Genomic DNA, 25100 nt, shown 5'->3' with positions numbered 1-25100 from the left:
GAGAGGGGGTGGGTTGGGGGCTCCTCCCCCCCCCGGAACAAGCACAAAACCCCACCCCCCCCCCGCGGCGCCCCCCCCCCGCCCCCCCCCCCCCCCCCCCCCCCCCCGCCGCCGTGTGCCGTCGCCCCGCCGTCCCCCCACCGGGAGGCGGGGCGCTGTCCCCCCTCGACGGCCGGTCTCCCCCCGGCCCGCTCCGCCGCCCCGTGCCGGCGGTGCGGGTCCGTGACCGGCCCTCGTGCGGACCGTCCGCCCCCGCCCCCCGGGCCCTCCCGGCCGGGGGGACGGAGTGGATCCGCCTCCCGGGCGGGCCGCGCCCGACGCGCCGCCCTCCCGGGTGCCACCACTCTCCCGTCCCGGCAGGTCGGAGGCCATCCGCTGACGTACTCAACCGCGGACCTGAGTACCCGTACTCAGATCCGCCGCCTCCGCCCGGGCCGGAACCGCGGCGGGGGTCGGCGGCGTCCCGGCTCCCGGTACGGTACGGCGGACCGGGGCGCTCCGGCCGGGGTTTCCCCGGAACCGCCCACCGGGACTCCGTCGGGCTCGCGACGGGACGGCGACGGGGGCGACGGGATTGCGAGGAGGGGGACGCGATGACGGTCCTGCCGCTGATCTTCACCAGCGGTCTGGCCAGCGGCATCAACGCGTACGCGGTGGTGCTGCTGCTGGGCCTGCTGGGCCGCTTCGCCGACGCGCAGTCGGTGCCGCACGCGCTGGAGCGCACCGACGTGCTGGTCGCGGCGGCGGTGCTGTTCGCGCTGGAGGCGGTGGCCGACAAGATCCCGTACGTGGACACCGTCTGGGACGCCGTGCACACGGTGATCCGGCCGGTCGCGGGCGCCGTCGTGGGCGCGCTGATCGCGAGCACCGACCCGGGATCGCTGAGCGAGCTCGCGGCCGGCGCGATGGGCGGCACCACGGCGCTGGTCAGCCACCTGGTGAAGGCCTCGCTGCGGATGGCGGTGAACACCTCGCCGGAGCCGGCCAGCAACATCGTGGTCAGCCTGGCGGAGGACCTCTCGGTGGCCGGCCTGGTCACCCTGGCGATCTTCCACCCCTGGCTGGCCGCCTCGCTCGCCGCCGCGGCCCTGGCCGTCGGCCTGCTGCTGGTCCGGCTGGCGGTCAGCAGGATCCGCGCCTTCCGGGCCCGCCGCCGCGAACGCCGGGCGGCCCGGGAGGCGCGAGCGGCCGGGACGGACGGGGCCGCCGGGACGGGAGGCGCGGACGAGGCGGGCGTCCGGGTGGGGCAGTCCTAAGATCGGGCCATGGCAAAGATCGTCGTCATCGGTGCAGGAATGAGCGGGCTCGCGGCGGCCTCCCGGCTGGCGACCCTCGGCCACCGGGTGACGGTCTGCGAGGCGGGCGGCACCTACGGCGGCATGGTCGGCCGGTACGAGCGGGACGGCTTCGCCTTCGACACCGGCCCCGGCCTGCTCCCGCTGCCCGCCGTCTACCGCGACCTCGCGCTGAAGACCGGCAAGGAGCCGTTGGAACAGCTGGTCGAGCTGGCCCCGGTGGAGCCGGAGAGCCGGCACCTGCTCCCCGACGGCACCGCCGTCACGCTGCCCAACGCCTCACGCGGCGGGGTCGGCCAGGCCCTCGACGCCGCCTTCGGCGCGGGCTCGGGCGCCCGCTGGAGCGAGGTGATGAACCACGGCCGGACGGTCTGGGAGGCCACCCGGCGCCCGCTGCTGGAGGAGCCGCTCCCGGCCGACCGGGGCTTCCTGGAGGCCGATCCGTACCCCGTCCCGGCCCGTACCGGCCTGGCCCGGTTGCGCCGCCCGCGCCCGTGGACGCTGGCGGACGTGGCGCAGCGCGAACTCGGCGGCCACCCGGGCCTGACCGCCCTGCTGTTCGAGCCCGCGCTGCGGTACGGCTTCGCCCCGGGGCGGGCCCCGGCCGGGGCCACCGTGCTGCCGTACATGGAGCAGTCCTTCGGCGTCTGGTACGTCCGGGGCGGCCTGCGGGCCCTGGCGGAGGCGGTGTTCCGGCGCTGCGAGCTGCGCCGAGTCGAGTTCCGCTTCGACACCCCGGTCACCCGGGTGGTCGTCGAGGACGGCCGGGCCCGCGGGGTCGAGACGGCGGACGGCCGGATCGAGGCGGACCTGGTGGTCTCGGCGATGGACGTCAACGCCCTCTACGGCCGGGGCCTCGCCGAGTGGCCGGGGAGGCCGCCCGAGGCGTGGGAGCCGCAGGAGGTGCCCGGCCGCTTCAGCGTGCTGCTGGCCCTGCGCGGGCCCCGCCCGGAGGGCGTCCCGCACCGGACGGTGGTGCACGCGGCCGACCCGGCCGCCGAGGAGGACGCCCTGACCCTCTCGGCGCCGCCCTGCGAGCGCCCCACCGTGCAGGTGCTGCGCCCGGACGACCCGACGCTGCGCCCCGACGACGTCCACGAGAGCGTGGTGCTGACCGCGACCGTCCCGGCCCAGGGCGATGTCGACTGGACCGCCCCCGGTGTCGCCGACCGCTACGCCGACCGGCTGCTCGCCCAGGTGGACGCGGCCGGGCTCGGCCTGCGCGAGCGGGTGCTGTGGCGGGTGGTGCGCACCCCGGAGGACACCCGCCGGGAGACCGGCGCCCTCGGCGGCGCCGTGGCCCGTCCGGTCCTGGCCGGCTCGGCGGGCTCGTGGCTGAAGGCCGCCAACGAGTCCCCCGTCCCCGGGCTCTACCTGATCGGCGCCAACGCCCACCCCGGCGGCGGGCTCTCCCGCGTCGGGATGTCCGCCTGCATCGCGGCCGGCCTGATCGGCCCGGCGTGACGCCGAGGGCCGGGCGTCAGCCCTGCTGCCAGGTGTTCTGCTGCGGGTAGGCGTAGCCGTTCTGGTCGTACACCGGCTGCTGCGGGACGCCCTGGGTGTGCTGCTGCTCGGGCTGGGGCTGCCACTGCTGGGCGTTCGGGTCCCACGCCTGCTGCTGGTGCTGCTGCTGGTCGTAACCGGACTGGTAGCCCGCGTACGGGTCCTGGGCCTGCTGGTAGCCGCCGTACGGGTCCTGCTGCTGGGGGTAGCCGCCGTAGGGCTGCTGCTGGTCGTAGGCGAAGGCGGGCTGCTGCTGGGTCTGCCATTGCTGCTGGTGCTGCTGGTGCTGCTGGTGCTGCTGCTGGTCGTAGCCGCCCTGGTAGGCCGCGGCGTACGGGTCCTGGGGCTGGGGCTGGGCCTGCTGCTCGTAGTAGGCGGCGGCGTAGACGCCGTCCTGGGCCAGCTCCTGCATCTCGAAGGCGGCGGTCTGCTCGACCTCCGGGACGTCCTCGGCGGCCGGCTGCGGGGCCGGGGTCTCCTCGACGGCGCTGACCTCGCCGACCCGCTCCTCGGTGGGCGCGACCGCCCCGACCGCCGCCGCGCCGCCGGTGAGGGCGCCGAGCAGCGGCACCTTGGCGAGCGGGCCGGGCAGGCTGCCGTCGGGCTTGCGCAGGGACCAGCCGGTGCGGTAGCCGCGCTTGACCGACAGGGTGACGAAGGTCTGGCCGACGGCGAACAAGGCGGCGCCGGCGCCGATCACCACGACCGAGCCGAGGGCCATCCCGGCGGCGACCCCGAGGAAGCCGACCAGGGCGAGCACCCGCCAGTGCAGCGGTGCCCGGTTCTGCAGCAGGACCTCGGCGACGAGCCAGAGCGCGACCACCGCCAACGCGACGTACAGCAGCAGGAATCCGATGCCCATCCGCGCGCTACCTCCAGTCGCGTGCCCGCGCGCGCCGCGCGTGTGCGGCGACTGTACCGGTTCAACGGCCGGGGTACCGCATCGCGTTCCCGCCGTCGGCGGCGCCGGTCGTCCACGCCTGGGCCTGCCACTCGGCCCGCCAGTCGGCCTGCCGCTCAGCCCGCCGCCGCCGGACGGCGACGGGCCCGTGAACAGCGGCCGAAGGAGCCCTTACCGCCGATGCAGTCCCAGGTTCTGGTAGATCTCCAGCGTCGCCGTCGAGTGGTTGAGCGTGATGAAGTGCAGGCCGGGCGCGCCCTCGGCGAGCAGGCGCTCGGCCATCGCGGTGGCGTGCTCCATGCCGATCGCCCGCAGCGCCGCCGGGTCGTCGACGGCCGCCCGCAGCCGGGCCTCCAGCTCCACCGGGAAGGCCGAGCCGCTGAGCTGCGGGAAGCGGTCCAGCTGCTTGGCGTTGGTCACCGGCATGATCTCCGGGATGATCGGCGTCTCGCAGCCGGCGGCGGTCACCCGGTCCCGGAACTGCAGGTAGTCGTCGACCTCGAAGAACATCTGGGTGATCGCGTAGTCCGCGCCGGAGCGGACCTTGGCGACGAAGTGCCGGATGTCGTCGTCCCAGTTGTCCGAGCGCGGGTGCATGTTCGGCGAGGCCGCGACGCCGACGCAGAAGTCGCCGATGCCCTTGATCAGCTCGACCAGCTCGTACGCGTAGGTGACGCCGTCCGGGTGGCTGACCCACTCGCCCATCGGGTCGCCGGGCGGGTCGCCGCGGACCGCGAGGACGTTCCGCACCCCCTGGTCGGCGTACTGGCCGATGATGTTGCGCAGTTCGGCGGTCGAGTGGTCCACCGCGGTCAGGTGGGCGACCGGGGTGAGCGTGGTCTCGGTGGCGATCCGGCCGACCATGTTGACGGTGCGCTCGCGCGAGGAGCCGCCGGCGCCGTAGGTCATGCAGACGAAGTTGGGGTCCAGCGGTTCGAGCCGACGGATGGCGTCCCAGAGCTTCTGCTCGCCGGCCTCGCTGCGCGGCGGCATGAACTCGAAGGAGAAGGAGCGCTTTCCGGCCGCCAGGAGGTCGCGGACCGTCTGTGCGCGGTCCGACCTCGTGGAGGCGATGCCGAGTGCCATGCTGGCAGGTTATCCGCCCCTCGAAGGGGCCGGACAACTCGGTTCCACCATGTGGGACAAGTGATGGACCCGGTTCCGCTCGCCGCCCGGAGGCCCCCGCCGTCCCGCTCGCACGCCCGTTCCCGGCTCCCCCGCTACGCTTGCTGCACCCCAGCGAACCAGCGGAGCAGCATCGTGACCTCGTCCAGCAACCGGCCGGCCAACCCCATTGACGTGGAGGACGTCCGCGTACGGGTCAACGGCGCCCTCGCCACGTTCATGGACGGCCAGTCCGCGCTGCTCGGCAAGATCTCACCCCAGCTGGAGCCCGCCACCGACGCGCTGCGCGACTTCCTGCTGGACGGCGGGAAGCGGCTGCGCCCCGCCTTCTGCTACTGGGGCTGGCGCGGCGCCGGCGGCCCGGCCGACGGCGAGGGGATCACCAACGCGGCGGCCGCGCTGGAGCTGCTGCAGGCCAGCGCCCTGGTGCACGACGACCTGATGGACCGCAGCGACACCCGCCGCGGCCTGCCCTCGGTCCACCGCCGCTTCGAGGCCCTGCACCGAGACAGCGGCTGGCGCGGCGACCGCGAGCAGTACGGCGCCTCGGCCGCGGTGCTGCTCGGCGACCTGCTGCTGATCTGGTGCGACGAGCTGTTCCTGCGCTCCGGTCTGGATCCGGCCGCCGTGCTGGCCGCCAAGCCGGTGTTCGACCTGATGCGCACCGAGGTCATGGTCGGCCAGTACCTGGACGTGCTGGAGCCGGTGGCCGGCGACTCGGCCGACGGGGGCGCGCTGGACCGCGCGCAGACCGTCCTGCACTACAAGTCGGCGAAGTACACGATCGAGCGGCCGCTGCAGGTCGGCGCCCTGCTCGCCGGGGCCGGGCCGGAGCTGGTGGAGGCCCTCGGGGCGTTCGGTCTGCCGCTGGGCGAGGCCTTCCAGCTGCGGGACGACCTGCTCGGGGTGTTCGGGGATCCCGCCGTCACCGGCAAGCCGGCCGGGGACGACCTGCGCGAGGGCAAGCGCACCCTGCTGGTCGCCCACGCGATGCGCGCCCTGCCGCCCGCCGACGCCCGGCACCTGGACGCCCGGCTCGGCGCGCCGGACCTCGCCGCCGAGGAGGTCACCGAGCTGCGCGAGCTGGTCGCCCGCAGCGGCGCGCCCGAGCGCGTGGAGCGCCGGATCGAGGAGCTGATGCGCCAGTCGCTGGGCGCGCTGGCGGCGGCACCGCTCGCCGACGAGCGGGCCCGGGCGGTGCTGCTGGCGCTGGCCGAGGCCGCCACCGTCCGCAAGTACTGACCGTCCCGGAGGACCACCGGAGGAAGGGACGGGCCCGCCCGCCACCGAGGCGATGGGCGGGCCCGTCCGTTCCTCCGGCGGCCGGGTCAGAGCGCCGCGCGCAGCCGGCGGGACAGCTCGGCGGCGGCCGCCCGCGGGTCCTGCGCCGCGGTGACGGCCCGGACCACGACGATCCGGCGGGCCCCGGCGGCCAGCACCTCGTCCAGGTTGCCGAGGTCGATCCCGCCGATCGCGAACCACGGCCGGTCGGTCGGCTGCTTCGCCGCGTACGAGACCAGGCCGAGGCCCGGTGCGAAGCGGCCCGGCTTGGTCGGGGTCGGCCAGACCGGGCCGGTGCAGAAGTAGTCCACGCCCGGCTCCGCGATCGCCGCGTCCACCTCGGTCTCGGCGTGGCAGGAGCGTCCGATCAGCACGTCCTCGCCGAGGATCGCCCGGGCGGCCGGCACCGGCAGGTCGTCCTGGCCGAGGTGCAGCACGTCCGGCCGGGCCGCGTGGGCGACGTCGGCACGGTCGTTCACGGCCAGCAGCTTGCCGTGGCGGCGGCAGGCGTCGGCGAAGACCTCCAGGGCCGCCAGTTCCTGCTTCGCCTCCAGCCCCTTGTCGCGGAGCTGGACGATGTCCACTCCGCCGGCCAGCGCCGCGTCCAGGAACTCGGCGAGGTCGCCCTGCTCACGGCGCGCGTCCGTGCACAGGTAGAGCCGGGCGTCGGCAAGGCGGTCGCGCAGCGTGTCCGCCGCCATCAGATCAGCATCGCCTGGGCGCGGCGCTTGACCTCGGTGCCGCGGTTCTCGCGCAGCGCCTGGATCGGGCTGCCGGGCAGCGACGGGTCCTCGGTGAAGAGCCACTCCAGGATCTCCATGTCGCTGAACCCGCAGTCCCGCAGGACGGTCAGGGTGCCGGACAGGTGCTTGACCAGCCCCTGGCCGTCGATGAAGGCCGCCGGGACCTGCAGCGACTTGTTCGGGCCTCGTCGGACGGCGATCAGCCCGCCGTTGCGGACCAGGTCACGCACCTCGGTGACCCGCACTCCCCACTGCTCCGAGATGTCGGGCAGGTACATCCACTCGGGGATCAGGGCTTCAATCTTGCTTTCGATCTCACTCACGCCACCAGACTGCCACCTCCGCAGCCCCCCGCGCACCAGCCGCTACTCCGCGACGGCCGACTTCAGCGGCACCGAGGGGTCCGCGGCGAGGGCCCGGTCCAGCACCGGACCGCGCTCGATCAGCTTCCGGCCCTGGGTCAGGTCGCGCGGCCGGTCCACGGCCAGCAGCGCGCTCGGCACCCCGTCGCGCAGCCAGAGCACCGACCAGCCGGCGTCCTGCGGGCTGCCGCGCCACAGCAGCTCGTCGTCCTCGGCGTGCCGGCCGGCGTACTGGACCATCCGCCCGAACTGCTCGGACCAGAAGTACGGCACCGGGTCGTACGGAGCGTCCGCCCCGAGCACCGCGGCGGCCGCGGCCTCGCCGGACTGCAGCGCGTGGTCCCAGTGCTGGACGGCCAGCCGGGCGCCGGAGCGGGCCGACGGGTAACTGACGCAGTCCCCGGCCGCGAAGACCCCGGGCAGGCCGGTGCGCAGCCGCCCGTCGACCACCACCGAGCCCGCCGCGTCCAGCTCGACGCCCGAGCCGGCCAGCCAGCCGGTCGCGGGCCGGGCGCCGACGCCGACCACCACCTCGTCGGCCGGCAGGTGCGAGCCGTCCGCCAGCAGCACCGCCCCCTCCTCGACGGCGGCCACCCCGATCCCGCAGCGCAGCTCGACCCCGGCCTCGGCGTACCAGGCGGCCATCGCCGAGCCGACGGCGGTCGGCAGCGCGCCCGGCAGCGGCGCCGGGCCGGCCTCCACCACGGTCACCTCGCAGCCGGCCTGCCGCGCGGCGGTGGACACCTCGGCGCCGATCCAGCCCGCGCCGACCAGCACCAGCCGCAGCCCGGGGCGCAGCAGCGCGCGCAGCGCCAGGGCGTCGTCCAGGGTGTGCAGCAGGTGCGCGCGCTCGGCGCCGGGCAGGGCGCGCGGGGTGGCGCCGGTGGCGATCACCAGCGAGTCGTACGGGAGGTCGCCGCCGTCGGTGTGCAGCACGCCCGCGGCCAGGCCGGTGGCGCGACGGCCGAGGAGCAGCTCGACGCCGAGCTGCCCGTAGTCGATGTCCAGGGTGGTGGCGTCGGCCTTGCCGAGCAGCACGTCCTTGGAGAGCGGCGGCCGGTCGTACGGCGCGTGCGGCTCCTCGCCGACCAGCGTGATCCGCCCCCGCCAGCCGCCCCGCCGCAGCTTCAGGGCGCACTGCGCCCCGGCCAGCCCGGCTCCGACGACGACCACCCGATCCGTTGCGCTCAGCTCTGCCACGCCCGTCACTGTACTCAGCGCCGCCGGGGCGTCCGGCGCCCGTCCACCCCTCGGCCGGCCCGCCCGCCTCACCCGTCCCACCCCTCGCACGGGCCTTCGGCCGGGCCGACTCCCGGCGTTAAGGTGGGGGCACCACACGGGAGCCCGGCGTACCGGGCTGAGAGGCGGGCTGGCACGGCCCGCGACCGTCCGAACCTGATCCGGGTCATACCGGCGAAGGGAGAAGAGCAGCCTTGTCACGCTTGCCATCAGGTGCCCGCGCCGACGTGCTGGTGATCGGCGGGGGCGTCATCGGCCTCGCCGTCGCGTGGCGCGCCGCGCAGCGCGGGTCGCGGAACGTGATCGTGGTCGACCCCTCCCCCGGCGGCGGGGCGGCCGGGGTCGCGGCCGGGATGCTCGCCCCGGTCACCGAGCTGCAGTACGGCGAGGAGCCGCTGCTGCGCCTCGGCATGGCCTCCAACGAGCGGTACGCGGCGTTCGCCGCCGAACTCACCGAGGCGAGCGGCGGTGCGGACACCGGCTACCGCCGCTGCGGCACGATCGCCGTCGCGCTGGACTCCGACGACCGCGAGGAACTGCGCGACCTGCACGCCTTCCACCAGCGGCTGGGCCTGGACTCGAGCTGGCTGACCGGCCGGGAGGCCCGCAGGCTGGAGCCGATGCTCGCCCCCGGTGTGCGCGGCGGCCTGCACGTCGCGGACGACCACCAGGTGGATCCGCGCCGGCTGCTCCGGGCGCTGGTCCGCGCCTGCGAGCGCGCGGGCGTCGGGATCCACCGGGCCGAGGCGGTCGAGCTGCTGGTCGAGGGCGGCCGCGCGCTCGGCGCCCGGCTCAGCACGCGGGAGACCGTGACCGCCGACCAGGTCGTGCTCGCCGCCGGCCCGCACAGCCACCGGCTGCCCGGCCTGCCGGAGGGCGTGCTGCCCGCGATCCGCCCCGTCAAGGGGCAGGTGCTGCGGCTGCGCGTCCCCGAGGCCTACCGGCCGTTCCTGTCCCGCAACGTCCGCGCGGTGGTGCGCGGACAGCACCTGTACCTGGTGCCGCGCGAGGACGGCGAGCTGGTCGTCGGCGCGACCACCGAGGAGCAGGGCTACGACACCACCGTCACCGCCGGCGGCGTGTACGAACTCCTGCGCGATGCCCACGAGTTGGTCCCGGGCATCACCGAACTCCCGCTCGCGGAGAGCTCCGCCGGGCTGCGCCCCGGCTCGCCGGACAACGCCCCGCTGCTCGGCCCGACCGCACTGCCCGGACTGGCCGCCGCCACCGGCCACTACCGCAACGGCGTGCTGCTCACCCCGGTGACCGCCGACCTGGTCGCCGAGTACCTGACGACCGGCGAAGTCCCCGAGCTCGCACGGCCGTTCACGCCCACCCGGTTCTCCCCCGACCACTCCACCTCGAAGGCCTCCGCATGACCGAGATCGCCCTGACCGTCAACGGCGAACCGCGCCGGCTGCCCGCCGCCACGACCCTCGCCGAGGTGGTGGCCACCGTCAGCAAGGCCAACACCGGTGTCGCCGCCGCGCTCAACGAGGCCGTGGTGCCTCGCGGTTCGTGGTCCGAGACGCCGCTGAACAGCGGCGACCGGGTCGAGATCCTCACCGCCGTCCAGGGAGGCTGACACCATGGCCGACGACCTTCTCACCATCGCCGGGACGGCCTTCTCCTCCCGGCTGATCATGGGCACCGGCGGGGCACCCAGCCTGGAGGTCCTGGAGCGCGCCCTGCTCGCCTCCGGCACCGAGCTGACCACGGTGGCCATGCGCCGGGTGGACGCCACCACCCAGGGCTCCGTCCTGGACGTGCTCACCCGCAACGGCATCCGGGTGCTGCCCAACACGGCCGGCTGCTACACCGCCGGCGAGGCCGTGCTGACCGCCCGACTGGCCCGTGAGGCGCTCGGCACGGACTGGGTGAAGCTGGAGGTGATCGCCGACGAGCGCACCCTGCTGCCCGACCCGATCGAGCTGCTGGACGCCGCCGAGACCCTCGTCGACGACGGCTTCACCGTGCTGCCGTACACCAACGACGACCCCGTGCTGGCCCGCAAGCTGGAGGACGTCGGCTGCGCGGCGATCATGCCGCTGGGCTCGCCGATCGGCTCCGGACTGGGCATCCGCAATCCGCACAACTTCCAGCTGATCGTGGAGAGCGCGGGCGTCCCGGTGGTCCTGGACGCGGGCGCCGGCACCGCCTCCGACGTCGCGCTGGCGATGGAGCTGGGCTGCGCGGCGGTGATGCTCGCCTCGGCGGTGACGCGCGCTCAGGACCCGGTGCTGATGGCCGAGGCGATGCGGCACGCCGCCGAGGCCGGCCGGCTCGCCCACCGGGCCGGCCGCATCCCGCGCCGCTTCCACGCCGAGGCCTCCTCCGCGATGGCCGGCCGCGCCGTCCTGGACAGCCGCGAGCATCCGGCCTTCTGAGGCCGTTCCGCATGTCACAAGCCGGTCCCGGAGGCGGTGTCCGCCGGGACCGGCGTCCGGCCGCCCCACTACACTCGCCCGGGTGGACACGGCATGGCACGACCCCCTGATCGGTACCCTGCTCGACAACCGGTACCGGGTCGAGCAGCGCATCGCCACCGGCGGCATGTCCACCGTCTACCAGGGCACCGACACCCGGCTGGACCGGGTGGTCGCGCTCAAGGTGATGCACCCCCAGCTGGCCGGCGACGAGGGCTTCACCGCCCGCTTCATCCGCGAGGCCAAGGCCGTCGCCAAGCTCACCCATCCCAACGTGGTCAACGTCTTCGACCAGGGCGCGGACCACGGAAACGTCTTCCTCGCCATGGAGTACGTCCCCGGCCGCACCCTGCGCGACCTGCTGCGCGACCGCGGCGCCCTGTCGGTGCGGGCCGCGCTGGACGTCCTGGAGCCGGTGCTCGCCGCGCTCGGCGCCGCCCACCGGGCCGGGCTGGTCCACCGGGACGTCAAGCCCGAGAACGTGCTGATCACCGAGGACGGCCTGGTCAAGGTCGCCGACTTCGGCCTGGTCCGGGTGCTCGGCACGGCCGACGGCGCGCCCACCTCGACCAGCACCGCCACCGGCGGCACCGTGCTGGGCACCGTCTCCTACCTGGCGCCCGAGCAGATCCTCCCGGACGCCCCCACCGACCAGCGGGTGGACGTCTACGCGGCCGGCATCCTGCTGTACGAGATGCTCACCGGCCGCCGCCCGCACACCGGCGACAACCCCGTCCAGGTCATGTACAAACACCTGCACGAGGACGTCCCCGCCCCCTCACTGGTCGCCCCGGCCGTCCCCCCCGCCCTGGACGCCATAGTGGGCGCCGCCTGCGCCCGGGCGGCGGACGCCCGCCCCCACGACGCGGTCGAGCTGCTCGCCGCGCTCCAGCGGGTCCGGCGCGCCCTCACCCCGGCCGAGCTGGACGCCGAGCCGCCCGCCTCCACCCGGACCAGCCCGCGCTACCCGACCAGCGAGCCGACCTCGGTGATCCAGCCGGGCGCCCGGCCCGCCGACGCCCCGCCGCCGGAGCGCACCAGCGTGCTGGACGTGCCGGCCGACCTGATGGACCAGCTGCTCGTCGAGCCCCGCCCGTACGACGAGCCGACCCCGGTGCGGACGGGTCGGCCGGGCCGGCTGCGCCGCCTCCCCCGCAAGCCGCTGATCTGGGCCGCCGCCCTGACCGCCCTGGTGCTGGCGGTCGGCGGCGCCACGTACGGGATCTCCGGTGGGCTGTACGGCTCGGTGCCGGGCGTGCTCGGCAAGGACCGGGGCGAGGCGCAGCGGATCCTGGACGGGGAGGGCATGCACGGCAGGTTCGTGGAGGTGTTCAGCGAGTCCGTCCCGGCCGGGCAGGTGATCTCCACCGATCCCGGAGTGGGCGCGCGCACCCGCAAGAGCGACTCGGTGACGGTCACCGTCTCCAAGGGCCCCAAGCGGACCGCGGTGCCGGACGTCACCGGCAAGAGCGCCGACGACGCGGCCGCCGCGCTGGCCGCCGCCCGGCTCACCAGGGGCACGGTGACCGCGACGTACGACGACGGCGTGCCGGAGGGCTCGGTGATCAGTAGCTCGCCCGCCGCCGGGCAGCTGCTGCAGGAGAACGCCGCGGTCTCGCTGGTGGTCAGCAAGGGCATGGTGCCGATCCCGGACGTCACCGGGATGAGCCGGGAGGACGCCCAGAAGGCGCTGCAGGCGGCGGGCTTCACGATGAAGGCCGCGACCGACTGGACCCTCGGCATCGGCAAGGTGAGCGGCCAGTCGCCGGCCGCCGGGGAACGGCGCCCGCAGAAGACCGCGGTGACGGTCAGCTTCTCGCTCTTCTAGGGGCGCGTCCGGAGGGCTGCGGGCCCCATACGGCTCCGGGCCTCAGCGGAGCGGCCCGTCGCCCGGCTCCTCCTGGTAGGTGTAGCGCTGCTCGAGCCACGGGTCGGCCAGGTTGTGGTAGCCGCGCTCCTCCCAGAAGCCGCGCCGGTCGGCCCGCATGTACTCCACGGCGCGGACCCACTTGGGGCCCTTCCAGGCGTAGAGCCCCGGGACGACCAGCCGGACGGGGAAGCCGTGCTCGGCGGTCAGCGCCTCGCCGTTGCGGTGGGTGGCGAGCAGGGTGTGCTCGTCGGCGAAGTCGGCCAGCCGCAGGTTGGCGCTGTAGCCGTACTCGGCCCAGACCATGACGTGGGTGACGCCGGGCGCCGGGGGCACCAGGGCGAGCAGGCCGGCGGCGGGCACGCCCGTCCATTCGTTGCCGAGCAGCGAGAACTTGGTGACGCAGTGGAGGTCGGCGACGACGGTGGCGCGGGGGAGGGCGTTGAAGGCCTCGAAGTCCCAGCTGTGCTTCTCCGCCGAGGCGGTGGCGCCGAACACCTGGAGATCCCAGGTCAGCGGCTTGAAGCGGGGCACCGGCCCGTAGTGCAGGGCAGGCCAGCCGCGCTGCGCGCGCTGTCCCGGTGGGAGCCTCGGGTCAGACGGCGGAAGCTGTTCTTGTTCGGACTGACCCATGGCTCCATGGTGACAGACGGCGGTCGATCAGCGGCGCGCGCCCCTTCACGCGCCGTTCACGCCCCGTCCGTACGGGCCGGCGGTCGGCCGCCCACCCACCGGCTCCACCCCTGCTCCACCCCCCACTTCGGCCTGAATCGGATATTCCGACACATGTCCTAGTGAGTGTGGACTTACTGGAATTTTCACCCGATACGGTGCCAGGATGCCCACCGCAGGACTCACCGCAGGTTCACCGCAGGACGTAGCGCAGGGAGGCAGCACCATGCAGGGCGACCCGGAGGTCATCGAGTTCCTCAACGAGCAGCTCACGGCCGAGCTCACCGCGATCAACCAGTACTTCCTGCACGCCAAGATGCAGGAGAACTTCGGCTGGACGAAGCTCGCCAAGTACACCCGGCACGAGTCGTTCGACGAGATGAAGCACGCCGAGACGCTCACCGACCGGATCCTGTTCCTGGACGGGCTGCCCAACTACCAGCGCCTCTTCCACGTCCGGATCGGCCAGACGGTCAAGGAGATGTTCGAGGCGGACCGCCAGGTCGAGATCGAGGCGATCGACCGCCTGAAGCGCGGGATCGTCGTCATGCGGGCCAAGAACGACGTCACCTCGGCGAACATCTTCGAGGACATCCTGGCGGACGAGGAGCACCACATCGACTACCTCGACACCCAGCTCGAACTGCTGGAGAAGCTCGGCGAGGCGCTCTACCTCGCCCAGCTGATCGAGCAGCCGGAGTCCTAGACCTGCCTAGGCCACCCGCAGCGGGATCACCGGAGCGACGGCGGGCGCCGCGGGAGGCACAGCCGGGGCGGCGGGCGCGGAGTCGGCCGCGGCCTGCGGGTCGGCGAGGCCGAGCTTCGCCGCCAGCCGGGCGGTGGGGCAGGGCCGGGCGCCGTGCTCACCGAGCAGCGCCTGGATGCGGCGGACGCAGGACCCGCAGTCGGTGCCGGCCTTGCAGCCCTTCGCTATCCGGCGCGGGGTGTCGGCACCCGCGTCGATCGCCTTCTTCACCTGGTCCTCGGTGACCGCATGGCACATGCACACGTACATCGCGGTCTCTCCCGGGGTGAGGCGCACGGAGCGGATCTTGACTAAGGCTTGCCTTAGCTCACTAAGCCTCACCTTACCCGGCGATCCGGGTGTGAAAAAGCCCCTCCGGGCTCGGGAATCCCGAATCCGGAGGGGCCTTCGTCACATCTGGTCACACCTGGTCGCGTCCGCGCGTCCGACTACTGGCCGCGGTACATCTCCGCCACCAGGAACGCCAGGTCCAGCGACTGGCTGCGGTTGAGCCGCGGGTCGCAGGCCGTCTCGTAGCGCTGGTGCAGATCGTCCACCATGACCTCGTCGCCGCCGCCGACGCACTCGGTGACGTCGTCGCCGGTCAGCTCCACGTGGATGCCGCCCGGGTGGGTGCCGAGCCCGCGGTGCACCTCGAAGAAGCCCTTGACCTCGTCCAGCACGTCGTCGAAGCGGCGGGTCTTGTGCCCGCTGGAGGCCTCGAAGGTGTTGCCGTGCATCGGGTCGCAGATCCACACCGGCTGGGCGCCGGAGGCGGTGACCTTCTCCACCAGGGTGGGCAGGTGGTCGCGGATCTTGCCCGCACCCATCCGGGTGATGAAGGTGAGGCGGCCGGGCTCGCGCTCCGGGTCCAGCTTCTCGATCAGGGTGAGCGCCTCGTCCACCGAGGTGGTCGGGCCCAGCTTGACCCCGATCGGGTTGCGGATCTTGGAGGCGAACTCGATGTGCGCGTGGTCCAGCTGCCGGGTGCGCTCACCGATCCACACCATGTGGCCGGAGACGTCGTAGAGCTCGCCGGTGCGCGAGTCCACGCGGGTCAGCGCGGTCTCGTAGTCGAGGATCAGCGCCTCGTGGGAGGAGAAGAACTCGACGGTCTTGAACTCCTCCGGCGCCACGCCGCAGGCGTTCATGAACGCCAGGGCATTGTCGATCTCCCGGGCGAGCTGCTCGTAGCGCAGGCCGGCCGGCGAGTTGCGCACGAAGTCCTGGTTCCAGGCGTGCACCTGGCGCAGGTCGGCGTAACCGCCGGTGGTGAAGGCGCGCACCAGGTTGAGCGTCGCGGCGGAGGCGTTGTACATCCGCTTCAGGCGCTCCGGGTCCGGAATGCGGGACTCGGGGGTGAACTCGAAGCCGTTCACCGAGTCACCGCGGTAGACCGGCAGGGTCACGCCGTCCCGGGTCTCGGTCGACTTCGAACGCGGCTTGGAGTACTGACCGGCGATCCGGCCGACCTTCACGACGGGCACCGAGGCCGCGTACGTCAGCACGGCGGCCATCTGCAGCAACGTCTTCAGCTTGTTGCGGATGTGCTCGGCCGAAACGCCGTCGAAGGCCTCGGCACAGTCGCCGCCCTGGAGGAGGAAGGCCTCCCCACGAGCCACGGCACCGAGCCGGGCGCGCAGCTGGTCACACTCGCCGGCGAAGACGAGGGGCGGATAGGAGGCGAGCTCGGCAAGGGTCTTGCGCAGAGCCTCAGGATCCGGCCATTCGGGCTGCTGCGCCGCGGGCAGGGACTGCCAGGAGTGGAGATTGGTCACGGTCACACCGCCAAGGCTACGGGGTGCCACGAGCGCTTCGTGACGGTTGCCCGAGGGGTGAGACACATCACGGACAATCCCGTGCGCGGCCGCGCCCGCCCGGCAGCATCGGATACCCTCGACCCCATGTACGCGCCCCACACCCAGTCCTGGTGGTGGGCCTCCCCCATGGGTGGCCCACAGATCGCGCGTTCCTAGACGAACACGACGGCCGCCCCTCGGGGCGGCCGTCGTCATTTCGAGCAGACGGCCCCTCCGGGAGCGGAACCCAGCCCCGCCCTCGCCATTCCTCCCGGAAGGAAGCCGTACTCGTGACCACACCCGCCGAGTTGCTCGCCCGCCTCGCCGCCCCCGGTGCCCCCGCCTTCGCCCTGCTGCACCGCCGCACCCCCCGGCACGCCCCGGACACCGTCGAGGTGCTGGTGGGCACCGTCGGCCGTTACGACCGCCTCGCCGACCTGCCGGTCCGCGCCGGCATCCCGTCCGCCGGCCCCGTCCACGACCTGCTCGCGCTCATCCCGTACCGGCAGATCCGCGAGCGCGGCTTCGAGGCGCACGACGACGGCACCCCGCTGCAGGCCCTCTCGGTGGAGGAGCAGTACGCCCTGCCGCTGGCCGGGTTCACCACCGCCCTGCCGCAGTCGCCGGTCTCGCTGACCGGCGGCGCCTTCGACGTGGACGACGCCGCGTACGCGGAGATCGTCCGCCGGGTGATCGAGGACGAGATCGGCAACGGCGAGGGCGCCAACTTCGTGATCCGGCGCGACTTCCACGCCACGCTGGACGACTACTCGCCCGCGCTCGCCCTCTCGCTCTTCCGCCGCCTGCTGGAGCAGGAGCGCGGCGCGTACTGGACCTTCCTGGTCCACACCGGGGAGAGGGTGCTGGTCGGCGCCTCCCCCGAGGTGCACGTCCGGCAGAGCGGCGGGACCGTCGTGATGAACCCGATCTCCGGCACCTACCGCTATCCGGCCGGCGGCGCCGACCTCGACTCACTGCTCCGGTTCCTCCACGACCCCAAGGAACTGGAGGAGCTGACCATGGTGGTCGACGAGGAGCTCAAGATGATGTGCACGGTCGGCGACCGCGGCGGCCAGGTGCTCGGGCCCCGGCTCAAGGAGATGTCCCACCTCGCCCACACCGAGTACGAGCTGCGCGGCCGGACCTCGATGGACGTCCGCGACGTGCTGCGCGAGACGATGTTCGCCGCCACCGTCACCGGCAGCCCGGTGCAGAACGCCACCCGGGTGATCAAGCGCTACGAGCCCGCCGGCCGCGGCTACTACTCCGGCGCGCTCGCGCTGATCGGCCGCTCCGCGAGCGGTGGGCAGCTGCTGGACTCGCCGATCTGCATCCGCACCGCCGACATCGACCCGGGGACGGGGCGACTGGTCGTCCGGGTCGGCGCCACCCTGGTGCGCCACTCCGTCCCGGAGTCCGAGGTGGCCGAGACCCACGCGAAGGCCGCCGGGGTGCTCACCGCGATCGGCGCCCTGCCCGCCCCCGCCCGGCTGCCCGGCCCGACCGGGCCCCGGCTCGGCGACGACCACCGGGTGCAGGCCGCCCTCGACGCCCGCCGCGCCGACCTCGCACCGTTCTGGCTGCGGATGCAGTCGCCGGCCGAGATCACCGAGACCCGGCCGACCCTGGTCGTGGACGGCGAGGACACCTTCACCTCGATGCTCGCCCACCTGCTGACCTCGCTCGGGCACCGGGTCACCGTGGTCCGCTACGACGAGCCCGGCCTGCGCGCGCTGGTCGCGGCGCACCGGGGCCCGCTGGTGCTCGGCCCCGGCCCGGGCGACCCGGCGCTCACCGACGACCCCAAGATGGCGGTGCTGCGCCCGGTCGTCGCGGACGCGCTGGCCGCGGTCCGCTCCGGCGCCCGCACCGCGCCGCTGCTCGCGGTCTGCCTCAGCCACCAGTTGCTCTGCGCCGAACTCGGGCTCGCGCTCGGCCGCAAGGCCGTCCCGTACCAGGGGGCGCAGGAGAGCGTCGACCTGTTCGGCGGCAGGCGGACGGTCGGCTTCTACAACACCTTCACCGCGCGCTGCTCGCAGCCCGACGCGGCCCGCCTGGCCGCCGAGGGCATCGAGGTCGCCCGGGACGCCGTCACCGGTGACGTCCACGCCCTGCGCGGCCCCGGCTTCGCGGGCCTGCAGTTCCACCCGGAGTCGGTGCTCACCCGGGACGGTGTGGACATCGTGGCGGGGCTGCTGAAGCAGGCGACGGCCGTCCGGCGCTGAGGAGTAGCGGTACTGCGTCGCAGCGGTCCCGGGCGAGGGAGCGCCCGGGGCCGCTTCACAGCCCCTCGTCCAGCCCCTGCTCGATCGCGTACCGCACCAGCTCGACCCGGTTGTGGAGTTGGAGCTTGCCCAAGGTGTTCTGCACGTGGTTCTGCACCGTCCGGTGCGACAGCACCAGCCGATCGGCGATCTGCCGGTAGGACAGCCCCTTGGCCACCAGCCGCAGCACCTCCGTCTCCCGGGCGGTCAGCTTGGGCACGCCGGTCGCCGAGGCCGGGGCCGGCTCGGCGGCCAGTCGGCGGAACTCGCCGAGCACCAGCCCGGCCAGGCCGGGCGTGAACACCGCGTCGCCGACGGCCGTCCGGCGCACCGCGTCCAGCAGTTCGTCCCGCCCGGCCGACTTCACCAGGTAGCCCGTCGCCCCGGACTTCACCGCCTCCAGCACGTCCTGGTGCTCACCGCTGGCCGACAGCACCAGCACCCGCACCGCCGGGTCGTGCGCGACCACCTGGCGGCACACCTCGGCCCCGGGCAGGCCGGGCAGGTTGAGGTCCAGCACGACGACCTGCGGCGAGCAGGCGCGGGCGCGGCGCACGGCCTCCTCGCCGTCGCCCGCGGTGGCCACCACGTCCAGCCCCGCCTCGGCCAGGTCGCGCGAGACGGCGTCCCGCCACATCGGGTGGTCGTCCACCACCATCACCCGCACCGGCCGGTCGGTCGTCGGCTGATCGGTCATCAGAGCCCTTCCCTCGGAACGCGCAGTTCGACCTCGACGCCCTCCCCGGGCGCCGAGTACAGCTCGGCGGTGCCACCGAGGTCCAGCAGCCGGCCGCGGATGGACTGGGAGACGCCGAGCCGCCCGGCCCGTTCCGCCTCACCGAGCCGCCCGGGGGCGAAGCCCGGCCCGTCGTCGCGGATGCTGACGGTGACGGCCTCCGGCTCGTCCTCCACCAGGATCCAGGCCCGTGCCCGCTCACCCGCGTGCTTGCGGACGTTGTCGACGGCCGCGCCGACCGCTGCGGCGAGTTCGGCCGCCGCCCGGTCCGGCAGCACCACCGGGCTGCCGGGGGCGGAGAGGGTGATCCGCTCATCGGCGTACGGGCGCAGCAGCGCGGTCAGGTCCCGCGGCTCGGCGGCGGGCTCCGGCAGGTCCGCGGCGCGCTGGGCCGGCAGCGGGCCGCCGGTCATCAGCGCCCGCAGCGCGCGCTCCTGCTCCCCGGCGAGGCGGCCCAGTTCGGCGAAGTCCGCGCCGCCGGCGCCCACTTGGAGTCCGGCGCCCCCGCCCAGGTCCGCGCCCCGGCGCTGGACCAGCGCGAGCACCTGCAGCACGCCGTCGTGGATGTCCCGGGAGAGCCGCTCGCGCTCCCGGGTGGCCGCCTCGACCTGGAGCGCCCTGGTCAGGGTGGCCTCGCTGGCCCGGGCCAGCTCGATCACATACCCGATGGCGATCCCGGCGACCAGCAACAGCACGATGTTGTGGATGTTGTCGCCGGTCGGTCCGCCGTGGCCGAGGATGTTGGCGACGCCGACCACCGAGCCGGCCGCCGCCGACGGCCGCCAGCCGCCCTTGACCGCGAAGCCGAGCACCGTGCCCGCCGCCCAGATGGTCGGCAGGGTGGGCGCACCGTGGCTGATCCGGGCCGGGGCGTCGATCATCCCGCTCAGCACGATGCCGGTCACGGCCAGGGTGAGGTCGAAGCCCAGGACGAACCAGGTGCAGCGCTGCGGGTTGGCGAAGGCCCGGGTGCTGGCGAGCGTCCAGACGGTGAGCGCGCCGAGGAAGATCCAGCCGGCGACCGGGTGCAGGAAGTGCAGGTAGGAGTTGAAGTACCGGAGCAGGGCGTAGCCGAGGGCCAGCACCCGGAAGTACGAGATGGCCTTCCACAGCGGGAGTTCGACCGACATGCCGACGGCCGCCATCGTGCCGCCGACCGCTCCGGCTCTCGCGCCCTCCGCCATCCCCCGGCCCCTCCCCTGGACCCGCCCCGGGTCGGTCAGGCCGACCCGGGCTCCTGCTGCTCCGGCTTCCCGGTGTTCTCCGCGTTCTGCGCCCCGGCGGCCTTCCCGGCCTTCTCCGCTTCAGCGGCCTTCTCCGCTTCAGCCGCCTTCTCGGCCTTGGCGGCCGCCCGGCGCTCGGCGTCGGCCTTCTTCTTCTCGTCCGCGATCTGCCGCTTGGCGGCGGTCGCGTAGATGTCCACGTACTCCTGGCCGGAGAGCCGCATGATCTCGTACATCACCTCGTCCGTCACCGAACGGAGGATGAAGCGGTCGTTCTCCATGCCGTGGTAGCGGGAGAAGTCCAGCGGGCGGCCGATCCGGATGCCCGGGCGGATGCCGAAGTTCGGGATCACCTGGCCGGGCGGCTGCACCTTCTCGGTGTCGATCATGGCGACCGGGATGACCGGCGCGCCGGTGGCCAGCGCGACGCGGGCCAGCCCGCCGACCTTGCCCCGGTAGAGCTTGCCGTCGGGCGAGCGGGTGCCCTCGGGGTAGACGCCGAACAGCTCGCCGCGGTCCAGCACCGCGATGGCGCTGCGGATCGCGGCCTCACCGGCACCGCGCACGCCCGAGCGGTCCACCGGCAGCTGGCCGACGCCCTTGAAGAAGGCGGCGGTCAACCGGCCCTTGAGACCCGGGGTGTTGAAGTACTCGGCCTTCGCGATGAAGGTGACCCGGCGCTTGATCAGCGCGGGGAAGAAGAAGGAGTCCGAGAAGGACAGGTGGTTGCTCGCGATGATGGCCGCACCCTCGGTGGGGATGTTCTCCTCACCCTCGATCCACGGCCGGAAGAAGATCCGAAGCAGTGGCGCGACGATCATCTTCATCAGTCGGTAGAACAACCCGGGCCTCCCGTTATGCGGACCGGTCGATCCTAATGCCCCGCGGCGGTCCGCTGTGCCCGGCCCCGCCGGAGGGGGTGTACGTCCCGGCGCGGGGCGTGGGACGATGCGGATTCCCGCAGCCACCCTCCCAGCGTCCCTCCCCCAGCGCCACCCGCCCGCGAAGGAGTCCGCCATGCCGCTGCTGCCCGGTGCCGAACCGTACCGCCACCACGGCGGACCGGTGGGAGTCCTGCTCTGCCACGGCTTCACCGGCTCCCCGCAGTCGCTGCGGCCGTGGGCCGAGGAACTGGCGGCGGCCGGGTGCACCGTCTCGCTGCCGCTGCTGCCGGGGCACGGCACACGCTGGCAGGACATGCAGCTCACCCGCTGGGAGGACTGGTACGCCGAGGTCGAGCGCGAGCTGCTGGCGCTGTCCGAGGAGTGCGAGCAGGTCTTCGTCTGCGCGCTGTCGATGGGCGGCGCACTGGCGCTGCGGCTGGCCGCGCTGCACGGCCCGAAGGTGTCCGGGCTGGTGCTGGTCAACCCGTCGGTGCGCTCGGACAACCCCGCGAGTGTGCTGCTTCCGGTGCTGCGTCACCTCGTCCCGAGCCTGTCCGGGGTCGCCGGCGACATCCGGAAACCGGGCGTGCGGGAGGTCGGTTACGACCGCACCCCGCTGCACGCCGCGTGGTCACTGGTCCGGCTGTGGCAGGACGTCCAGCGGCGGCTGCCGCAGGTGACCCAACCGGTGCTGCTGCTGCGCAGCCCGCAGGACCACGTGGTCTCTCCGGCCAACTCCGAACTGGTGCTGGCCCGGATATCCTCGACCGACGTGACGGAGCGGCTGTGCGAACGCAGCTTCCACGTCGCGACGCTGGACCACGACGCGGCGGAAATATTCTCGGCGAGCCTGGACTTCATCCGACGGCTGGCCCCCGCGCACGCGGCGGGGGCGGGCGGGGCCGAATCCGACGATCACCAGGGCTGAAGGGCCGGAAGTGCACGAGAGCAGCACGGCGGGCGGCGGGGACGAGAAGCCCCGCGAGGACGGCGCACGGGCGGACGACGCACGGGCGGAGGGCACGCCCAAGGACAGCACCGTCCAGGGGGACGGCACCCTGAGCGGCGCGGTGGCGGACGGTACGGAGGCGGGCACGGTCGCGCCGGCCGCTCCCGCCGGGGGCACCGGGGGCCCCGCCGAGCCGGACACCCCCGCGCAGTCCCGCCCACGCCGTGCCCCCGAGCGCAGCCAGGCCGAACAGGACGCGATCTTCGCCGCGCTGGTGGCCCAGTTCGACGATCCGGTGGACCTCACCAACCCCAACTGGCCGGAGGTCGAGAACCTCCGGGCGCAGAAAGGGCTCAAGGGCGGCTACCAGGACGGCCCCGGCTCCGCGGCCGATCCGGACGACCTCACCGATCTCGCCCCGCAGCCCCGGCCCCGCTCCGGCCGGCCCGTCCTGCCGGCCTCCGCGTCCGGCCCGCGCGACTTCGAACTGGCCGAGGAGACCGACGAGGGCCACTACGTCCCGCCGGAGCCCCCGCCGCTGCCCACCCCCGACGTGACCGCCAAGTTCGCCTGGCTGGCCGTGCTCGGCGGCCCGGCGCTGCTGCTGATCGACGCGGTGGTCTGGCGGGAGATCGCCGGCTGGCCCGCCTGGGTCGGGATCACCGCCTTCCTCGGCGGGTTCGTCACCCTGGTCGCCCGGATGAAGGACCGCGACGAGGACGAGCCGGAGGACCCGGACCACGGCGCGGTCGTCTAGGGCGTGTCTGACAATTCCCGCCGGGCGCGCGGCGTCGGGGCACGCCCCAGCCCGGGGTTCCGCTACCCCTCGGGGAGTTCCAGGAACGCCAGCACCGGCAGGTGGTCGGTCGCGGCCCGCAGGTCGGCCTCCGTGACTCCGGCCAGCCCGTGCGGCACCCCGCAGCCGAGGACGGTGATCCCCGGCGTGCTGAAGACGGCGTCGATCCGCTGGTAGGGGTTCTCGGGCACGGACGTGAACTCCCCGCCCCAGGGCGCGGTCGGGTGTCCGTCCGACAGCCGGGAGGCCAGCAGCCGCCAGCCGGGCCCGTCCGGGTGCTCGTTGAAGTCCCCGGCCACGATGCCCTGTTCGGCGAGGGCGAGCTGCTCGAGCAGCAGCTCGAACTGCCCGTACCGCTCCGCGAGGTCCAGGCTGAGGTGGCAGCTGGTGACGGTGAACGGTGCCGCTCCCGGCAGGCGTAGCAGGGCGGTGGCGAAGCCGCGCGCGTGCAGTCCGCGGGTCTTGGGCAGCAGCCGGTCGTGCACGCCCAGCACCTCCACCGCGCCGGGCCGGCCGAGCAGCAGCGGCCCGGCGGCGGTGCGGCCGCCCCCGGCCAGCACCGTCGTCCCGGTGCTGCGGGCCAGCCAGGTGGCCTGCCCCTCGGGCCGCCAGTAGCGCGGCGACTCCTGGACGCAGACCAGGTCGGGCGCGCAGGCCCGGATCACCCGCACCAGGGCCCGCCGGTCGTCGCGCAACGAGCGGATGTTGTAGCTGAGCAGGCGCAGTCGACGCGGGCCGGACGGCGGCGGTTCGACGGGTACGGCGGTCATGGTCCTCCCCGGTGCGGTGGCACCCGTGCGGCGCCACCGGGTCCGACCGTAATGCGACGGCGGCGGCGCGTCCGGGATTGGTCGGGGCCCGGTCGCACCGCCGCCGGCGGGCTGGAAGGGGGTGTGGCGGTACCGCGGGGGTGGGTCAGGCGGTGCGGGCGAGGTCCGCGGCGCCGACGATGCCGGCGGCGGAGCCCATCGACGCGAGCACGACCTCGGCGCGCGGGCGGTGCACGCCGCCGGTCAGGTAGTGCTCGAAGGCCTTGGCGACCGGGTCGAGCAGCAGTCGGCCCGAGTCCGAGACGCCGCCACCGAGGACGAAGACGCCCGGGTCGAACAGCGCGGCGAGGTCGGCCATGCCGCGGCCGAGCCAGTCGGCCAGCTCGGCGTAGCACTCCAGGGCGAGCGGGTCGCCCGCCTCGGCGGCCTCGGTGATGTGGATGCCGCGGATGGTCTCGGCGACGCCGTCGTTGAGCTCCAGCATCCGCCGGCCACGCACCGGGTCGGCCGCCGCCTTCTCCCGGCCGTAGCGGCGCAGCGCGCGCCCGGAGCCGTACTGCTCCCAGCAGCCCCTGCCGCCGCAGCCGCACTGGAGGCCGTCCGGGACCATGTTGAGGTGGCCGATCTCGCCGGCCACGCCGAAGCGGCCTCGGTGCAGGCGGCCGTCCAGGACGATGCCGCCGCCGATGCCGGTGCCGACGGTGATCAGCACCATGTCCTGGTGCTCGGCGGCCGCGCCGAAGCGGAACTCGGCCCAGGCGGCGCAGTTGGCGTCGTTCTCGACCACCGTGGGCAGGCCGGTGAGCTCCTCGATCCGGCCGCGCAGCGGCTCGTTCTCCCAGTCGATGTTGGGCGCGAAGATCACCGTGGAGCGGTTGCTGTCGACGAAGCCGGGGGCACCGACGCCGACCCCGGCGACATCGGCGTGCTGCTCCTTGAGCTCGCGTACGGCCTGCGCGATGGCGTCGACCGCCCACTGCGGGTCAGCCGGGGTGGGCACCCGGGTCCGGGCGAGGATCGCGCCCGCGTCGTCGACCACGCCTGCCGCGATCTTGGTCCCGCCGACATCGACGCCGATGGTCAGAGCCATGTGTCCCTCAGCTATTCACTCGTTCCCGCTGGACGGAACGCTACCGCCCAACCCAGCCCCCGTACACAGCCTCGCATACATTATCCGAAGACATTTTTGGGAAAGCCGGGCCGAGACGCTTCAAAAGTCGTATCTAATCTCCTTCTTCGTGACGTACGAGAGCAGCCCGGTCACGCTCCGAACGCTACGGATTCACTGCTTGGCGGACGGCCCGTCACCCGTGCCCGGCCGCTCGGCACCGCCCGGCGCGTCGAGGTCGATCTTCTCCACCGACGCGCCCTCCCCCGCCGTCCAGGGGCGGTGGGGGGGGGGGGGGGGGGGGGGGGGGGGGGGGGGGAAGGGGGGGGAGGGGGGGGGGGGGGGAGGAGAGAAGAATCGAACAAGGAGGAAGCGCGGGGGGGAGGGGAGGAAGAAGGCAAGCGCAAACACA

The 25100-nt window shown here is 74.1% G+C and carries 24 protein-coding genes and 1 riboswitch; of the genes, 11 read left to right on the top strand and 13 right to left on the bottom strand.

What is annotated here, in order from left to right; genetic code table 11:
- Positions 1–593 precede the first annotated feature (593 nt).
- Positions 594–1256: a DUF4126 domain-containing protein gene (locus tag ACZ4WV_RS30005; RefSeq protein ID WP_465751775.1), complete on the top strand. Its 663-nt coding sequence runs from the start codon at positions 594–596 to the stop codon at positions 1254–1256.
- A gap of 9 nt (positions 1257–1265) precedes the next feature.
- Entirely contained in the window at positions 1266–2759 is a 1494-nt protein-coding gene (locus ACZ4WV_RS30000; RefSeq protein ID WP_465751774.1) for a phytoene desaturase family protein, read from the top strand.
- Between the two features lie 16 nt (positions 2760–2775).
- Here ACZ4WV_RS30000 and ACZ4WV_RS29995 read toward each other — a convergent pair whose 3' ends face one another.
- Together ACZ4WV_RS29995 and metF are read right to left on the bottom strand one after the other, a co-directional pair.
- Complete coding sequence (locus tag ACZ4WV_RS29995) at positions 2776–3660, bottom strand: hypothetical protein (RefSeq protein ID WP_465751773.1); 885 nt, start codon at positions 3658–3660, stop codon at positions 2776–2778.
- A 210-nt stretch (positions 3661–3870) separates the two neighbouring features.
- On the bottom strand, positions 3871–4785 hold the full coding sequence (gene metF, locus ACZ4WV_RS29990) for a methylenetetrahydrofolate reductase [NAD(P)H] (RefSeq protein WP_465751772.1): 915 nt from the start codon (positions 4783–4785) through the stop codon (positions 3871–3873).
- A gap of 174 nt (positions 4786–4959) precedes the next feature.
- Here metF and ACZ4WV_RS29985 point away from each other — a divergent pair, with 174 nt between their 5' ends.
- A complete protein-coding gene (locus ACZ4WV_RS29985; protein WP_465751771.1) occupies positions 4960–6066 on the top strand; it encodes a polyprenyl synthetase family protein in 1107 nt (368 codons plus the stop codon).
- Positions 6067–6152: 86 nt separating this feature from the next.
- Here ACZ4WV_RS29985 and thiE read toward each other — a convergent pair whose 3' ends face one another.
- Genes thiE through ACZ4WV_RS29970 form a run of 3 tightly spaced genes read right to left on the bottom strand, consistent with a single transcriptional unit; the run spans position 6153 to position 8419 of the window.
- Positions 6153–6806: a thiamine phosphate synthase gene (thiE, locus tag ACZ4WV_RS29980; protein ID WP_465751770.1), complete on the bottom strand. Its 654-nt coding sequence runs from the start codon at positions 6804–6806 to the stop codon at positions 6153–6155.
- Positions 6806–7171 carry an Rv2175c family DNA-binding protein gene (locus ACZ4WV_RS29975; protein ID WP_465751769.1) on the bottom strand — a complete coding sequence of 122 codons (366 nt, stop codon included), beginning with the start codon at positions 7169–7171 and terminating at the stop codon, positions 6806–6808. Before ACZ4WV_RS29975 ends, thiE begins: the two co-directional genes overlap by 1 nt.
- Positions 7172–7213: 42 nt before the next feature.
- The gene (locus ACZ4WV_RS29970) at positions 7214–8419 is read right to left on the bottom strand and encodes an NAD(P)/FAD-dependent oxidoreductase (protein WP_465751768.1); all 1206 of its coding nucleotides are present in this window, start codon (positions 8417–8419) and stop codon (positions 7214–7216) included.
- Between the two features lie 117 nt (positions 8420–8536).
- Positions 8537–8649: riboswitch (TPP riboswitch) on the top strand.
- A gap of 3 nt (positions 8650–8652) precedes the next feature.
- On the opposite strand from ACZ4WV_RS29970, the gene thiO reads away from it, so the two are divergent.
- From thiO to pknB, 4 genes are all read left to right on the top strand, one after another.
- Positions 8653–9828, top strand: coding sequence for a glycine oxidase ThiO (thiO, locus tag ACZ4WV_RS29965; RefSeq protein WP_465751767.1), 1176 nt, complete (start codon positions 8653–8655; stop codon positions 9826–9828).
- Positions 9825–10034 (top strand): sulfur carrier protein ThiS, encoded by a 210-nt coding sequence (gene thiS, locus ACZ4WV_RS29960; protein ID WP_465751766.1) that lies wholly within the window; start codon positions 9825–9827, stop codon positions 10032–10034. Before thiO ends, thiS begins: the two co-directional genes overlap by 4 nt.
- 4 nt (positions 10035–10038) lie before the next feature.
- The gene (locus ACZ4WV_RS29955; RefSeq protein WP_465751765.1) at positions 10039–10836 is read left to right on the top strand and encodes a thiazole synthase; all 798 of its coding nucleotides are present in this window, start codon (positions 10039–10041) and stop codon (positions 10834–10836) included.
- A gap of 82 nt (positions 10837–10918) precedes the next feature.
- Positions 10919–12703 (top strand): Stk1 family PASTA domain-containing Ser/Thr kinase, encoded by a 1785-nt coding sequence (gene pknB / locus ACZ4WV_RS29950; RefSeq protein WP_465751764.1) that lies wholly within the window; start codon positions 10919–10921, stop codon positions 12701–12703.
- Between the two features lie 42 nt (positions 12704–12745).
- Here the strand turns inward: pknB and ACZ4WV_RS29945 are convergent, their stop codons facing one another.
- A complete protein-coding gene (locus tag ACZ4WV_RS29945) occupies positions 12746–13375 on the bottom strand; it encodes a molybdopterin-dependent oxidoreductase (protein ID WP_465751763.1) in 630 nt (209 codons plus the stop codon).
- A gap of 265 nt (positions 13376–13640) precedes the next feature.
- Here ACZ4WV_RS29945 and bfr point away from each other — a divergent pair, with 265 nt between their 5' ends.
- Positions 13641–14120, top strand: coding sequence for a bacterioferritin (gene bfr / locus ACZ4WV_RS29940; RefSeq protein ID WP_465751777.1), 480 nt, complete (start codon positions 13641–13643; stop codon positions 14118–14120).
- Between the two features lie 6 nt (positions 14121–14126).
- On the opposite strand, the gene ACZ4WV_RS29935 is transcribed toward bfr, so the two are convergent.
- Positions 14127–14456, bottom strand: coding sequence for a (2Fe-2S)-binding protein (locus tag ACZ4WV_RS29935; RefSeq protein WP_465751762.1), 330 nt, complete (start codon positions 14454–14456; stop codon positions 14127–14129).
- 152 nt (positions 14457–14608) lie between these two features.
- A complete protein-coding gene (locus tag ACZ4WV_RS29930; protein WP_465751761.1) occupies positions 14609–15943 on the bottom strand; it encodes a class II 3-deoxy-7-phosphoheptulonate synthase in 1335 nt (444 codons plus the stop codon).
- Positions 15944–16248: 305 nt separating this feature from the next.
- On the opposite strand from ACZ4WV_RS29930, the gene ACZ4WV_RS29925 reads away from it, so the two are divergent.
- Entirely contained in the window at positions 16249–18183 is a 1935-nt protein-coding gene (locus tag ACZ4WV_RS29925; protein WP_465751760.1) for an anthranilate synthase family protein, read from the top strand.
- Between the two features lie 55 nt (positions 18184–18238).
- Here ACZ4WV_RS29925 and ACZ4WV_RS29920 read toward each other — a convergent pair whose 3' ends face one another.
- From ACZ4WV_RS29920 to ACZ4WV_RS29910, 3 genes are read right to left on the bottom strand one after another with little or no spacing between them, the layout of a single operon-like run.
- Positions 18239–18919, bottom strand: coding sequence for a response regulator (locus ACZ4WV_RS29920; protein WP_465751759.1), 681 nt, complete (start codon positions 18917–18919; stop codon positions 18239–18241).
- A complete protein-coding gene (macS, locus tag ACZ4WV_RS29915; RefSeq protein WP_465751758.1) occupies positions 18919–20142 on the bottom strand; it encodes a MacS family sensor histidine kinase in 1224 nt (407 codons plus the stop codon). Before macS ends, ACZ4WV_RS29920 begins: the two co-directional genes overlap by 1 nt.
- A gap of 35 nt (positions 20143–20177) precedes the next feature.
- Entirely contained in the window at positions 20178–21023 is an 846-nt protein-coding gene (locus ACZ4WV_RS29910; RefSeq protein ID WP_465751757.1) for a lysophospholipid acyltransferase family protein, read from the bottom strand.
- Between the two features lie 175 nt (positions 21024–21198).
- Here ACZ4WV_RS29910 and ACZ4WV_RS29905 point away from each other — a divergent pair, with 175 nt between their 5' ends.
- Together ACZ4WV_RS29905 and ACZ4WV_RS29900 are read left to right on the top strand one after the other, a co-directional pair.
- Positions 21199–21993, top strand: coding sequence for an alpha/beta hydrolase (locus tag ACZ4WV_RS29905; protein ID WP_465751756.1), 795 nt, complete (start codon positions 21199–21201; stop codon positions 21991–21993).
- 10 nt (positions 21994–22003) lie between these two features.
- Complete coding sequence (locus tag ACZ4WV_RS29900; RefSeq protein WP_465751755.1) at positions 22004–22771, top strand: hypothetical protein; 768 nt, start codon at positions 22004–22006, stop codon at positions 22769–22771.
- A 62-nt stretch (positions 22772–22833) separates the two neighbouring features.
- Here ACZ4WV_RS29900 and ACZ4WV_RS29895 read toward each other — a convergent pair whose 3' ends face one another.
- Together ACZ4WV_RS29895 and ACZ4WV_RS29890 are read right to left on the bottom strand one after the other, a co-directional pair.
- Positions 22834–23580, bottom strand: a complete 747-nt coding sequence (locus ACZ4WV_RS29895) for an endonuclease/exonuclease/phosphatase family protein (RefSeq protein WP_465751754.1) — start codon at positions 23578–23580, stop codon at positions 22834–22836.
- 145 nt (positions 23581–23725) lie between these two features.
- Positions 23726–24670 carry an ROK family glucokinase gene (locus ACZ4WV_RS29890; protein WP_465751753.1) on the bottom strand — a complete coding sequence of 315 codons (945 nt, stop codon included), beginning with the start codon at positions 24668–24670 and terminating at the stop codon, positions 23726–23728.
- Positions 24671–25100 lie beyond the last annotated feature (430 nt).

Source organism: Kitasatospora sp. NPDC029312, assembly GCF_055569215.1.
The sequence above is the reverse complement of the archived record's forward strand: the minus strand, read 5'-3'. Positions and strand labels throughout refer to the sequence as shown.